The sequence below is a fragment of the Candidatus Pelagibacter sp. HIMB1506 genome (assembly GCF_052047935.1).
Classification (GTDB): Bacteria; Pseudomonadota; Alphaproteobacteria; order Pelagibacterales; family Pelagibacteraceae; genus Pelagibacter.
The window spans coordinates 571,844-584,891 of record NZ_JBNAIS010000001.1 but is presented as its reverse complement, the minus strand read 5'-3'; the positions used below and the strand labels follow the sequence as shown (position 1 = coordinate 584,891).

Annotated in this window: 14 protein-coding genes; 13 read left to right on the top strand and 1 reads right to left on the bottom strand. The window is 25.5% G+C overall.

Going from position 1 to position 13,048, the window contains the following annotated elements:
* Positions 1 to 7: 7 nt before the first annotated feature.
* Genes rpsB through lpxB form a run of 13 tightly spaced genes read left to right on the top strand, consistent with a single transcriptional unit; the run spans position 8 to position 11,660 of the window.
* A complete protein-coding gene (gene rpsB, locus ACTTA8_RS03175; protein WP_440654272.1) occupies positions 8 to 826 on the top strand; it encodes a 30S ribosomal protein S2 in 819 nt (272 codons plus the stop codon).
* A 1-nt stretch (position 827) separates the two neighbouring features.
* Complete coding sequence (tsf, locus tag ACTTA8_RS03170; RefSeq protein ID WP_440654270.1) at positions 828 to 1,679, top strand: translation elongation factor Ts; 852 nt, start codon at positions 828 to 830, stop codon at positions 1,677 to 1,679.
* Complete coding sequence (frr, locus tag ACTTA8_RS03165; RefSeq protein WP_440654268.1) at positions 1,680 to 2,231, top strand: ribosome recycling factor; 552 nt, start codon at positions 1,680 to 1,682, stop codon at positions 2,229 to 2,231. It begins immediately after the preceding gene.
* Complete coding sequence (gene uppS / locus ACTTA8_RS03160; protein WP_440654267.1) at positions 2,228 to 2,902, top strand: polyprenyl diphosphate synthase; 675 nt, start codon at positions 2,228 to 2,230, stop codon at positions 2,900 to 2,902. Before frr ends, uppS begins: the two co-directional genes overlap by 4 nt.
* Positions 2,902 to 3,561 carry a phosphatidate cytidylyltransferase gene (locus ACTTA8_RS03155; RefSeq protein ID WP_440654266.1) on the top strand — a complete coding sequence of 220 codons (660 nt, stop codon included), beginning with the start codon at positions 2,902 to 2,904 and terminating at the stop codon, positions 3,559 to 3,561. Before uppS ends, ACTTA8_RS03155 begins: the two co-directional genes overlap by 1 nt.
* Positions 3,561 to 4,733 carry a 1-deoxy-D-xylulose-5-phosphate reductoisomerase gene (gene dxr, locus ACTTA8_RS03150; RefSeq protein ID WP_440654264.1) on the top strand — a complete coding sequence of 391 codons (1,173 nt, stop codon included), beginning with the start codon at positions 3,561 to 3,563 and terminating at the stop codon, positions 4,731 to 4,733. Before ACTTA8_RS03155 ends, dxr begins: the two co-directional genes overlap by 1 nt.
* A 1-nt stretch (position 4,734) precedes the next feature.
* Entirely contained in the window at positions 4,735 to 6,978 is a 2,244-nt protein-coding gene (gene bamA, locus ACTTA8_RS03145) for an outer membrane protein assembly factor BamA (RefSeq protein ID WP_440654263.1), read from the top strand.
* A complete protein-coding gene (locus tag ACTTA8_RS03140; RefSeq protein ID WP_440654262.1) occupies positions 6,978 to 7,484 on the top strand; it encodes an OmpH family outer membrane protein in 507 nt (168 codons plus the stop codon). The genes bamA and ACTTA8_RS03140 overlap by 1 nt, the downstream gene beginning before the upstream one ends.
* Position 7,485: 1 nt before the next feature.
* Positions 7,486 to 7,932 (top strand): 3-hydroxyacyl-ACP dehydratase FabZ, encoded by a 447-nt coding sequence (gene fabZ, locus ACTTA8_RS03135; RefSeq protein ID WP_440654261.1) that lies wholly within the window; start codon positions 7,486 to 7,488, stop codon positions 7,930 to 7,932.
* 51 nt (positions 7,933 to 7,983) lie between these two features.
* Positions 7,984 to 8,964 carry a UDP-3-O-(3-hydroxymyristoyl)glucosamine N-acyltransferase gene (lpxD, locus tag ACTTA8_RS03130; protein ID WP_440654259.1) on the top strand — a complete coding sequence of 327 codons (981 nt, stop codon included), beginning with the start codon at positions 7,984 to 7,986 and terminating at the stop codon, positions 8,962 to 8,964.
* On the top strand, positions 8,961 to 9,743 hold the full coding sequence (gene lpxA / locus ACTTA8_RS03125; RefSeq protein WP_440654257.1) for an acyl-ACP--UDP-N-acetylglucosamine O-acyltransferase: 783 nt from the start codon (positions 8,961 to 8,963) through the stop codon (positions 9,741 to 9,743). Before lpxD ends, lpxA begins: the two co-directional genes overlap by 4 nt.
* A gap of 1 nt (position 9,744) precedes the next feature.
* Positions 9,745 to 10,530: a UDP-2,3-diacylglucosamine diphosphatase LpxI domain-containing protein gene (lpxI, locus tag ACTTA8_RS03120; protein WP_440654256.1), complete on the top strand. Its 786-nt coding sequence runs from the start codon at positions 9,745 to 9,747 to the stop codon at positions 10,528 to 10,530.
* Positions 10,527 to 11,660 carry a lipid-A-disaccharide synthase gene (lpxB, locus tag ACTTA8_RS03115; RefSeq protein WP_440654255.1) on the top strand — a complete coding sequence of 378 codons (1,134 nt, stop codon included), beginning with the start codon at positions 10,527 to 10,529 and terminating at the stop codon, positions 11,658 to 11,660. Before lpxI ends, lpxB begins: the two co-directional genes overlap by 4 nt.
* On the opposite strand, the gene gltX is transcribed toward lpxB, so the two are convergent.
* Positions 11,640 to 13,037 carry a glutamate--tRNA ligase gene (gltX, locus tag ACTTA8_RS03110; protein ID WP_440654254.1) on the bottom strand — a complete coding sequence of 466 codons (1,398 nt, stop codon included), beginning with the start codon at positions 13,035 to 13,037 and terminating at the stop codon, positions 11,640 to 11,642. The two genes, lpxB and gltX, sit on opposite strands and share 21 nt — an antisense overlap.
* Positions 13,038 to 13,048: the final 11 nt, after the last annotated feature.

The following is a 13,048-nucleotide window of genomic DNA, read 5'->3' as shown; positions in this document are numbered from 1 at the left end:
AATAAATATGAAAATACCTAACGTTACAATTCAACAATTATTAGAAGCAGGAGTTCATCTTGGACATAAAACTTTAAGATGGAATCCAAAAATGAAAAAATATATTTTTGGAAAAAGAGACTCAATTCACATTATAGATTTAACTCAAACACTAGAGTTAACAAAAGTAGCTTTAGAAAAGGTCTATAATACAATCGCAAATAATGGAAAAATTTTATTTGTTTCAACTAAAAAACAAGCATCAGAAGCTATTGCAGAAGTTGCTAAGGAAACTGATCAATACTTTGTAAACTATAGATGGTTAGGAGGAATGCTAACTAATTGGGGAACAATATCAAATTCAATTAAAAAATTAAAAAAATTAGAGATTGATTTAGCTGCTGAGAACAGAGGTTTCACTAAAAAAGAACTTCTTAAGATGAGTGTAAAAAAAGATAAACTACAAAGATCGTTAGGTGGAATTGCAGAAATGAAAAAAGTTCCAGAATTAGTTTTTGTAATTGATACTAATTATGAATCATTAGCTATTGCCGAGTCATCAAAATTAGGTATTCCTATAATTGCTATCCTAGATAGTAATTCCAATCCTGATCATATTGATTATCCAATTCCAGGAAACGATGATGCAAGAAGAGCAATAGATCTTTATTGTAATTTAATTAAAGAAACTATTAATAATGCAAAAAGTTCAATTCAATCCTCTGAACCTAAGCAAGAAAAAGTAAAGGAAAATAATGATGACGGAAAAAACAAAACTATTCAAGAAATTGATAGAGAAAAACTAGAAAAAAAATTCTCGAATGAAGAAAAAGGAAAGTTAAATTAAAATGAGTGATATAGAAAAAGTAAAAAAATTAAGGGAAGCAACAGGTGCTGGGTTTAAAGATTGTAATTTAGCAATCAAAGAGTCTGGCGGTGATTTAGATAAAGCAATTGAAATTCTTAGGGTTAAAGGAATATCAAAAGCTTCAAAAAAAATGTCAAGAGATGCTAAAGAAGGTGTTGTTGTAGTGTCAGGTGATGATAACAAAACTTCTGTGATAGAAGTAAATTGTGAAACCGACTTTGTTGCAAAAAATGATGACTTTATAAGCTTTGTTAAAGAATTAAGTGAATTAAATAACCAACACAGCTCTAATCAAGATGAATTAAAAAAAGCCATGATGAAAAATGGGCAAAGTGTTGATGATAACTTAGTAGCTCTTATTGCGAAAATTGGTGAAAAGATTACGATAGGTAAATCAAAAACTATTGAAAATAAAAGTGGATTAAACAACCATTACCTACACACAGTAGTAAAAGATAATGTAGCAAAATTAGCAGTATTAGTTTCTCTAGAAACAAGTGATAAATCAGATATAGTTAAATCATTTAGTAAACAACTTTCTATGCATATCGCAGCATCAAATCCTTTAGCTCTAGAAACAAACTTAATTGATCAAGCATTAATTGATAAAGAGCAAGAGCTTGTTGCTGAGGAACTGAAGAATTCAGGTAAACCAGAGGAAATTGCAAAAAAAATAAGTTTAGGTAAAATGAGTAAGTTCAAAGAAGAAAATGCACTTTTAACTCAAGCTTGGGTCATGGAACCAAAGAAAAAAGTTCAAGATATTGTTAAAGAACTATCTGTAGCTGATCTAAAAATTAAGGAATTCTTTAGAATAAAAATTGGAGAATAAATGTTTGATGAAAAATCATATGGTATAAAAATGGATAAAGCCATAGATGTATTTTCAAAAGAATTATCCTCGTTAAGAACAGGTAGAGCCAATGCAGCTATGCTAGACCTTATTAAAGTAGATGTTTATGGTCAGCAAATGCCAATTAATCAAATTGGCAGTATAACAACACCTGAACCTAGAATGATTAATATTCAAGTATGGGATGCAAATAATGTTCCTTTGCTAGATGCTGCAATAAAAAAATCAGATCTTGGTTTAAATCCACAAATAGATGGTCAGTTGATAAGACTTCCTATTCCAGAGCTAAATGAAGAAAGAAGATCTGAATTAAAAAAATTAATCAAGTCAATTGGTGAAAAATGTAAAGTATCAATAAGAAATATCCGAAGAGAGGCCAACGAAGATCTTAAAAAATTATTAAAATCTAAAGAGATTGGTGAAGATGATGAAAAATCTAAAGAAAAAACAATTCAAACTATAACTGATGAGCATATAAAAATAGTCGATGAAAAAGTTTCTTCAAAAGAAAAAGAAATAATGACAATATGAACCCATTAAATCATGTAGCCATTATTATGGATGGCAATGGTAGATGGGGTTTAAAATATAAAAATTCTAGAAACGCTGGTCATAAAGTTGGTTTAAAAACTGTTGAAAAAATTATTAAAGAAACAATAAGACAAAAAATAAATTTTTTAACTTTATATGCATTCTCTACTGAAAACTGGAAAAGACCAAAAAAAGAAATTAACTATTTGTTTAATTTGTTAGAAAGTTTTCTTATCAAAAGGATTGATCAACTGCATGCTCAAAACATTAAAATTAAAATTATTGGAATTAAAAACTTTTCAAAGAAATTAAATAATTTATTAATAAATGCAGAAAAGAAAACATTCAAAAATAAAACGTTACAAATAAACCTTGCTTTAAATTATGGCTCAAAAAAAGAATTAATAAATGCAATAAAAAAATTAAATAAAAATAAAAAAAAAATTAACGAAATCAATATAAATAAATATTTACAAACAAATGGAATACCTGATCCAGAGATCTTAATTAGAACTGGTAATACTAACAGGTTAAGTAATTTTCTGTTGTGGCAACTTGCTTATACAGAGATTTTCTTTGAAAAAAAATTATGGCCAGATTTCACTGAAGATGATTTTAAAAAAATTATAAAAAAGTTTAAAATTATTAAAAGAAATTTTGGAAATATTTAATGAAAACAGAATTAACAAAAAGAGTAATTAGTTCTTTAATTTTAATTCCATTAAGCTTTTATTTAATAATTAAAGGGAACATATTATTTAATTTTTTTTTAGCATTATGTTATTTAATTTCAATTTATGAATGGTTTATGATGAATAAAAAAAATTTTATTAAATATATTGGAATTATTTTTTTATCATCTTCTTTCATTATTGTATATTTGCTTCGTAATTATGATCCTTGTTGTAATAACTATCACACAGGATTAAGATTATTTATTGTAACTACACTTATTTGTATATTTGCAGATATTGGTGGTTATATTTTTGGAAAATTTTTTAAAGGACCAAATTTAACAAAAATAAGTCCAAACAAAACGTATTCAGGTTTAATTGGAGCTTATTGCTTGCCTATTTTATCTGTATTTATCTTAGCAAAAATAAACATATATGAACTGGAATTAAACCTAAAAATGTTTACTTTTATTGTAATAGTTTCATCAATAAGCCAAATTGGTGATATTATTATTTCTTATTTTAAGAGAATATCTAATATTAAAGATACTGGAAAAATAATACCTGGCCATGGTGGAATTCTAGATAGAATAGATGGTATGATATTTGCTTTCCCTGCTTCTTATATAACCTACTTATATTTTTTTAAATTTTAATGAAAAAAAAAATTGCCATATTTGGATCTACAGGATCAATTGGTAAAAGTTTGTTGAAAATTATTGAAAAAAATAAAAAAGATTTTGAAATAATTTTATTAACTGCAAATAGAAATCATACTGAACTTTTAAAACAGGCTATAAAATTTAATGTAAAAAATTTAATAATTACCAATGAAAAAAGTTACAATGAATTAAAAAAACAAAAAAATAAAATCTCAAAAATTAATATATTCAAAAATTATTTTAGTTTATCAAAGATCTTAAAAAGTAAACTTCACTATGTGATGAGTAGTATTGTTGGTGTTGATGGATTGTATCCAACTTTAAAGTCAATAAAATTTACTAAAAATATTGCAATTGCAAATAAAGAGTCACTTATTTGCGGATGGAATCTAATTGAAAAAGAAATAATTAAACATAAAACAGAATTTATCCCTGTCGATTCTGAGCATTTTTCTTTATGGTTTGGTTTGCAAAATTTAAATTCAAATAATATCGAGAAAGTATATCTAACAGCTTCGGGTGGTCCTTTTTTTAAATATCCATTAAATAAATTTAAAAAAATAACTATCAGCGAAGCTCTTAATCATCCAAATTGGTCGATGGGAAAGAAAATATCAGTAGACTCAGCGACTATGATAAATAAAGTTTATGAAGTCATTGAAGCAAAAAATATTTTTAATCTTCCTTACAACAAAATAAATATATTTATTCATCCAAATTCATATGTTCATGCTATACTTAAATTTAATAACGGTTTAATTAAGATTGTAGTACATGACACAACTATGAAAATACCAATATTTAATACTCTTTACATTAATTCTACCAAAAAAATTAAAACTAAAAAAATTAATATAGAAGCACTTAATAATCTAAATTTTTCTAACATAGATTTAAAAAGGTTTCCGATTGTAAAAATATTAAAATTATTACCAAATAAAATATCCCTATATGAAACTGTTTTGGTATCTGCAAATGACTGTTTGGTTGATTTATTTTTGAATAAAAAAATAAAATTTAATGATATTTCAAAAACAATATTAAAAATTCTTAAAACAAAAGAATTTTTAAAATATAAAAAAAAGTCCCCTAGAAATGTTGAAGAAATAATTGAATTAAACAATTATGTTCGTTTTAAAATATTAAAAAAAGTATATAAATCTTAAAATGTTTAAAACAATAAATCTATCATTTATAATTATTTTATTTCTTTTGAATTTTTCTAAATCTGCATATAGCGAAATTATAAATAATATTGAAATAAAAGGTAATGAGAGAATCCCATCAGAAACAATTTTAATGTTTTCACAGGTTGATATTGGTCAAGATCTTAAGATTAATGATTTAAATGATGTTTTAAAAAATCTCTATGGCACAAATTTTTTTGATGATGTTTCACTAAAGTTTGAAAAAAATAAATTGTTAATTTTAGTTAAAGAAAATCCTCTAATTGAAAGTGTGACTTATAACGGTATAAAATCTAAAACTTTAGAGGAGGAAATTACAAAAGATCTTAAATTGAAATCAAGATCTTCCTACAATGAAATATTATTGAATGATGATAAAAAAACAATTTTATCCTCTTTAAAAGATTCAGGTTATTATTTTGCAAAGTTAGATGTAAATCTTGTAACCATAGAAAATAATAAAGTTGATTTAGTCTTTAATGTAGATTTAGGAAACAAATCTAAAATTAAAAAAATATCTTTTATAGGAAACAAAATATTCAAAGATAATAAACTTAGAAGCTTAATAATTAGTGAAGAATATAAATTTTGGAAATTTATATCTGGTAAAAAATATTTAAATGAAAATATTATACAATTTGACGAGAGATTATTGAAAAATTTTTACCTAAATAAAGGTTATTATGATGTAAAAATTAATTCGTCTTTTGCAAAATTAATAAAAGACGATGAATTTGAATTAATTTTTAATATTAATGCTAAAGATAAATTTAATTTTGGAGAACTTAGTTTAAAACTGCCTTTAGATTTTAATGAGCAAAATTTTATAAAATTAAAAGAAACATTAAATAATTTAAGCAATACACCTTATTCAATTAATTCAGTAGACAGAATTATTAATAAATTAGATGAAATTGCTTCCTTAGAAGAGTACCAAACTATTAAAGCAAGTGTTCAGGAAGACATAGTTGATAACGTAATTAATTTAAAATTTCATATAGAAGAAACTGATAAAATATTTGTAGAGAAAATTAATATTTTTGGAAATAATATTACTAGAGAAAATGTTATAAGAAACCAATTTTATATAGATGAAGGGGATCCATATAATGAAATTTTAACTAACAGAACCATAAATGAAATTAGATCTTTGAATTTTTTTAAAGAAGTTAATTATGAAGTTGTAGAGGGAAAAGAAGAAAAATCTAAAATTATAAATATAAGTGTTGAAGAAAAACCAACAGGAGAAATAACTGCTGGCGCTGGATTTGGAACTTCTGGTGAAGTTATAGAATTTGGAGTAAAAGAAAATAATTACCTAGGGAAAGGTTTAGGTGTAACAAGCAACTTATCTTTAGCTAGCGATAAAATAACAGGTATTTTTAAAGTTAATAATCCAAATTTTAACAATACAAGTAAATCAGTAAATTTTTCTGTTTTAGCTAATGAAACAGATAAACTAAAAAACTTTGGATATAAATCAAAAAAAGTTGGTTCTTCTATTGGAACTGATTTTGAATTTTTAGATGATTTAAGATTGGGATTAGCTACTTCTACTTTTTTTGAAGATATATCAACATCAAGTACTGCATCTGCAAGGCAAAAAAAACAAAAAGGAAGTTATTTTGATACTTATGTAAAACTTGATGTAAGTTATGATAAAAGAAACCAGAAGTATAAAACTAATGATGGTTATTTAAGTATTTATTCTGTAGACTTACCTGTAGTAAGTGACACCAATACCCTAACTAATTTTTATAATTATAAAGTTTTTTCAGAACTATATGAGAATAATATTTCATCATTCTCTTTATCACTAAGTTCTGCAAATTCTTTGACAAATGACGATGTTAAGTTATCTGAGAGATTATATGTACCTCAAAGAAAGTTAAGGGGGTTTGTTAGTGGAAAGATTGGACCAAAGGATGGTAGCGATTATATTGGTGGAAATTATTACTCAATAATGAATATTAACTCTTCACTACCACAGATATTACCTAATTCTCAAAATATTGAGGTTGGGACTTTTATTGATGTTGCTAATCTTTGGGGTGTAGATGATGATACTCTTAGTGATGGAAGTAAAATCAGAAGTGCTTTTGGTATTGGTGTTGATTGGTATACTCCAGTAGGTCCATTAAGTTTTTCTTTAGCCCAACCTATTACAAAAAGTTCAACTGACAAAACAGAGACATTTAGATTTAATCTTGGAACAACATTTTAATGTTTTTAAAAAAAATTTATTTAATATTTTTAATTTCATTTATTAATCTACCTTTAGCAATTAGTTCAGAAAATGTAGTTTTTATAGACATAGATTATGTTTTAAACAATTCAAACTTTGGTAAAAATATCTATAATGATTTAAATGATTTAAATGAAAAAAATTTAAATTATTTGAGTGAAAAAGAAAAATTAATTAAAGAAAAAAAATTGTCAATTGAAAAAATGAAAAATATTTCCTCTAAAAAAAAATTTGAGAGTGATGTTGAACTATTTAATGATGAAGTTGTAAAATATAAAATAGAAAAAGATAAAATATTAAATGATTTTATAAAAAAAAAAGATGAGAAACTAAATAATTTTCTTATTAAAATAAATCCTTTAATTGAAGAGTATATGAGGGAAAATTCAATAGACTTAATACTTGAAAAAAATCAAATTTTTATAGGAAATACCAATAAAGATATTTCTGATGAAATATTAAAAATTGTAAACAATAAAATTTAAAATGTTAAAACTTAATAAAGATCAAATTCGTGATTTACTTCCTCATAGGGAGCCAATGTTATTAATTGATGAATTGTTTGACATAAAAAAACTTACATCTGCTACAGCTTTAGTAAAAGTTAAAAAAACAAGTTTTTTTGTACAAGGTCATTTTCCAGAAAACCCTGTTATGCCTGGAGTATTAATTGTTGAGTCATTTGGTCAAGCTGCTGCAGCACTCACAGCACATGGTTTAGATAAATCAACTTATCAAAACAAATTAGTTTTTTTAATGGGTGTAGAAAAAGCTAGATTTAGAAATCCAGTTATACCAGATTGTGATTTAATACTGAAAATTGAGGCCATTAGGTCACATGGTAGAGTATGGAAGTATAAAGGTGAAGCATTCGTTAATGATAAAAAAATGGCTGATGCTATTTGGTCAGCAACTATTGTAGATAAGAAATAAATAGCAATAATTATTGATAACTTTAAAAGAATTGCTCTGTTAAAAGCAATTATGTTAAATCCATTTTTTAAAAACAATGGGCCTTTTTTGGTTTCAGATATTCTAATAACATTAAAAATTGAAAATTATCATGTAAAAAAAAATATTGAAGTAAAAGACATAAAAGACCTTAATAATTCTAATTCTTCAGATATCACTTTTTTTCATTCCAAAAAATATGTAAATTTAGCGAAAAGTACAAAAGCATCTTTTTGTATAACTACAGAATCTTTAAAAAAAGAACTACCAACATCTTGTGTTCCCTTAGTTGTTGAAAATGTATTAGTATCTGTATCAAAAATAACATCAATGTTTTATCCTGATGCTATAAATGATGATTTTGATGATAGCGCTATTGATATTAATCAAACAAATTTTAAGGATAAAGTAATTTCAGGTAAAAATGTTTTAATTGGAAAAAATGTATCAATAGGTCAAAATTGTAAGATAGGTCATAATACAATCATTGAAAAAAATGTTTCAATTGGAGATAATTGTTCAATAGGCTCAAATACAATAATAAGAAATTCACTAATAAGTAAAAATGTTAAAATTTTAGATAACTGCGTAGTTGGGAAACATGGTTTTGGTTTTTTTCCAAATAAAAATAAAAATTTAAGATTTCCACATATTGGAATTGTTATTATTGAGGAAAATTGTGAAATAGGATGTGGGTCCACTATTGACAGGGGTTCGATGTCAAATACTGTTATTTGTAAAAATACTTATTTAGATAATCAAATACACATTGCTCATAATGTTAAAATAGGGGAAAATTCTATTATAGCTGGCCAGGTAGGAATTGCTGGTAGCTCGATTATTGGTTCAAATGTAAGAATAGGTGGTCAAGCAGGAATTTCAGGACATATTAAAGTTGGCAATAATGTAGAAATTGGTGGTGGTTCTGGTGTAATAAGAAATATTCCAGATAATACAAAAGTAATGGGCTATCCAGCAAAAAACATTAGAGAATTTTTAAGAGACAATAAATGATACACAAAACTGCTATTATTGACTCAAATGCTAAAATCTCCAAGAATGTAACAATAGGACCTTATTCAGTGATTGGCCCAAATGTGGAAATTGGAGAGGATACAATTGTGCAATCTCATGTAAATATAATAGGTAATACAACCATAGGTAAAAATAACCAAATCTATCCATTTGCATCTATAGGAAATGATCCGCAAGATTTAAAATTTAAAGGTGAAAAAACATTATTAGAGATAGGCGACAACAACAAAATAAGAGAGTACGTAACCATTAACCCAGGTACTGAAGGTGGTGGGGGAAAAACTAAAGTAGGAAATAATTGTTTGTTTATGGTCTCTTCTCACATTGCACATGATTGCATAGTTGGTGATAACGTAATTTTAGCAAATAATGTGCCTTTGGGAGGCCATGCTCACGTAGATGATAATGCTATAATTGGTGGTAATTCAGCTGTACAACAATTTACTAGAGTTGGTAAATTTGCAATGATAGGTGGGATGTGTGGAGTAGTAAGAGATGTGATACCATACAGTATAGCACATGGAAATAGAAGTATATTGCAAGGATTAAATCTAATTGGTTTGAGAAGAAAAAATATTCCAAATAAAGAAATATTATTACTTAACGAAGCTTATAAAATAATATTTAAGAATGAGAATTTAACAGAGAATTTAAGTAATTTAACAGATGATTTAAAAAAAAATGAATTAGTTTCTGAAGTAGTTAATTTTATAGAAAAAGATAAGAAAAGACCAATTTGCACTCCCTATTCAAAATAAAATGATTGGTTTGTTTTTAGGTGATTCAGATTTTCCTGAAATAGTTTTACAGAAAATTAAAAAATTAAAAAAAAAATATTTTATTATCGATTTTTCAAAAAATAATAAATTTCATAAAGATAAAAACTCTAACAGAATCAGTATTGGAAAATTTGGAAAAATAATTAATTTAATTAAAGAAAAAAATTGTAAAAAAGTTTTATTTGCCGGTAAAATAGCTAAGCCTAATTTTACTTCTCTTAGATTAGATTTTAAAGGTATATACTATATGCCAAGCGTGATTAAAGCTTCTAAAATTGGTGATGCTGCAATTATAAAATCTATAATTAAGATCCTTGCAGATGAAGATATTAAAGTAATTAGCTCAGTATATTTTAATCCAGAACTATCTCTTAAAAAAGGAAATTATACAAAAAATAAACCTAATAAGAATGATAACAACTCAATTCAAAAAGCTAAAAATTATTTCAATAAAATTAATAGTTTGGATCATATACAGGCTTTAGTTGTCAAAGATGATAAAGTAATTGCAAAAGAGGGAAGACAAGGAACAAAAAAAATGCTTTCAAAAGTAAAGAAAAATTCAAAAGGAATATTAATAAAATTACCTAAAAATAAACAAGATTTAAGAATGGATTTACCAACTGTTGGTTTGCAAACTTTAAAGGATATAAAAAAATATGGATTAAAGGGTCTAGTTTTAAAATCTAAAAAGAATATTTTTCTTGATAAAAAAGAAGTAATAAATTTTGCAAATAAAAATAAAATTTTTATTAAAGTTATATGAAAAAAATTTTTGTATTAACTGGTGAACCATCAGGAGACAAACTTGCATCAACTTTAATTTCAAGATTAAAACTAGAAAATTCTGAAATTGAATATTTATCAGTGGGCGGTACTCACCTAAAAAATTTGGGAATCAAGTCTATTTTTGATTTGAAAGAAATTACATATTTAGGGTTTACAAGTGTATTGCTTAATGTTTTTAAAATTAAATCAAAAATAAATAAAACTGTAGAAGAAATAGTAAAATTTAAACCAGATATATTGCTAAGTGTAGATAGTCCTGATTTTACCTTGCGTGTGGCCGAAAAGGTTAAAAAAATAAACAGCAACATTAAAACAATTCATTATGTAGCACCCCAAGTATGGGTATGGCGAAAGAATAGAGTTAAAAAAATTAAAAAATTTATTGATCACATTCTTTTGTTGTTTGAATTTGAAAAAAAGTACTTTGAAGAAGAAAATATATATAATACTTTTGTTGGTCATCCCCTTATAGAAAGAAATCAAAATAACAAAACTATTATTGATAATATTTTACCTAAAAATAAAAAAATAATATCTTTATTTCCTGGTAGCAGAAATTCCGAAACTAATGTTTTGCTACCTATATTATTGGATTTTATTAAATTAATGAACAAAAAGCATAATGAATATTTTTTCTATATTCATGCAACAGAAGAAAATAAAAGTTTAATTTTAGAACATGTAAAAAAACATAACTTTGAAAATATAGATATAGTGTCTGATGAAAATATTAAATCTGAAATTTTGTCTAAATCTATTTTTGCTGTTTCAAAATCTGGTACTGTTTCATTACAAATTTGCAATTTTAATGTTCCATCAATTATTATTTATAAACTTAGTTTTATTAATTTTATGATTTTTAAAATGTTAGTTAATGTAAAATTTGCAAATATTATAAATATAATTAATAATCGTGAGATAATTCCTGAATTACTTCAAAAAGAATGTAATGCAGATGAAATATATAGGTCTGTTATTTATTTACTTAAAAACCCCGAGTTGATGAAAAAACAAGTAAGTGAGTGCTCCAAAACTTTAGAGGGCATCAGATCTAAAACTTCATCTGCTAGTGAGGCAAGTTCTATTTTAATTAAGTATCTTTCTTAATCTTTTCTCAACATCTGCTTTACCTAAAGATATAACAATGTCATATAGGCCTGGTCCAAACTTAGATCCTGTTAGAGCCACTCTTAAAGGTTGACCTACGCCTTTGAAATTTGTTTCATGTTTTTTTATCAAGTTGTTGACTATTGGCTCTAAATTATCTCTAGTTAAACTTTCTAAATTTTTAATTTCATCTTGAAATTCATTAATTATTTTTTTGGATTTATCGTCAATTAGTTTTAAATCATTTTCATTAAAATTAACTTCATCATTAATGATATATTTTGCATTATTAAATATTTCCTCCAGTGTTTTTGCTTTATTTTTTAAAAATCCTAAAGATGATTTTATTTTCGATGCTTTTTCTGTATTAATTTTATCTTTATATTCTTCACAGTATCTCAAAAGATGATCATACAGATCATTTTCATCAATATTTTTGATATAGTGCTCATTCATTGACAAAATACGGCTCATATCTAATTTTGATGGTGATTTTCCAATACCTTCTAAGTTAAAAAATTTTATACTTTCCTCTAGAGTAAATATTTCTTTGTCTTGATACGACCATCCTAGTCTTAGTAAATAATTTCTTAATGCGTCAGGCATAATTCCAATTTTTGAATAGTCATCCAATGTTGAAGCATTATCTCTCTTGGATAATTTTTTACCGTCTATTGTGTGAATTAAAGGGATATGGGCAAACAGTGGAACATCCCATTTCATTGCTTCATAAATTTGTATTTGTTTAAAGGTATTTATTTTATGGTCATCACCCCTAATTATATGCGTCATTCCCATTTCATGATCATCTACAGTTGCTGATAAATTATAAGTTGGGGTTCCATCATTTCTTAATATTACAAAATCTTCAATTGTACTATTTTCGATTTCAACATAGCCCTGAACTAAATCTTTAAGAATTGAAATTCCTTCAATTTTGCTTTTAAATCTTATTACAGGTTTAATTTCTTTAGGAGTGTCTTTTTCTTCTGCATCCCTCCATTTTCTGTTGTAAATATAAGGTATTTTCTTTTGTCTAGCTCTTTTTTTTTGCTCTTCTATCTCTTCAGGTGAACAGTAACATTTATAGGCATACCCATTTTTTAATAATTCATGTGCAATTTTTACATGATCATCAATTTTTGTTGACTGAATATATTCTTCACCATCATGTTTTATCCCTAACCAATTTAAGGATTTAATTATTTGAATTTTGTGTTCTTCTTTCGATCTTTCCTTGTCAGTATCTTCAATTCTTAAATGAAAAGTACCTTTTTGATTTTTTGAATATAACCAATTAAACAAGGCAGTTCTAACACCACCAATATGAAGAGCTCCAGTAGGAGACGGAGCAAAACGAGTTGCTACTTTTGACATCAGAGATGTTT

Excerpts from the sequence above, each read along its gene's own strand:
- rpsB (WP_440654272.1), top strand. The coding sequence starts at position 8 with ATGAAAATACCTAACGTTACAATTCAACAATTATTAGAAGCAGGAGTT.
- tsf (WP_440654270.1), top strand. The coding sequence starts at position 828 with ATGAGTGATATAGAAAAAGTAAAAAAATTAAGGGAAGCAACAGGTGCT.
- frr (WP_440654268.1), top strand. The coding sequence starts at position 1,680 with ATGTTTGATGAAAAATCATATGGTATAAAAATGGATAAAGCCATAGAT.
- uppS (WP_440654267.1), top strand. The coding sequence starts at position 2,228 with ATGAACCCATTAAATCATGTAGCCATTATTATGGATGGCAATGGTAGA.
- ACTTA8_RS03155 (WP_440654266.1), top strand. The coding sequence starts at position 2,902 with ATGAAAACAGAATTAACAAAAAGAGTAATTAGTTCTTTAATTTTAATT.
- dxr (WP_440654264.1), top strand. The coding sequence starts at position 3,561 with ATGAAAAAAAAAATTGCCATATTTGGATCTACAGGATCAATTGGTAAA.
- bamA (WP_440654263.1), top strand. The coding sequence starts at position 4,735 with ATGTTTAAAACAATAAATCTATCATTTATAATTATTTTATTTCTTTTG.
- ACTTA8_RS03140 (WP_440654262.1), top strand. The coding sequence starts at position 6,978 with ATGTTTTTAAAAAAAATTTATTTAATATTTTTAATTTCATTTATTAAT.
- fabZ (WP_440654261.1), top strand. The coding sequence starts at position 7,486 with ATGTTAAAACTTAATAAAGATCAAATTCGTGATTTACTTCCTCATAGG.
- lpxD (WP_440654259.1), top strand. The coding sequence starts at position 7,984 with ATGTTAAATCCATTTTTTAAAAACAATGGGCCTTTTTTGGTTTCAGAT.
- lpxA (WP_440654257.1), top strand. The coding sequence starts at position 8,961 with ATGATACACAAAACTGCTATTATTGACTCAAATGCTAAAATCTCCAAG.
- lpxI (WP_440654256.1), top strand. The coding sequence starts at position 9,745 with ATGATTGGTTTGTTTTTAGGTGATTCAGATTTTCCTGAAATAGTTTTA.
- lpxB (WP_440654255.1), top strand. The coding sequence starts at position 10,527 with ATGAAAAAAATTTTTGTATTAACTGGTGAACCATCAGGAGACAAACTT.
- gltX (WP_440654254.1), bottom strand. The coding sequence starts at position 13,037 with ATGTCAAAAGTAGCAACTCGTTTTGCTCCGTCTCCTACTGGAGCTCTT.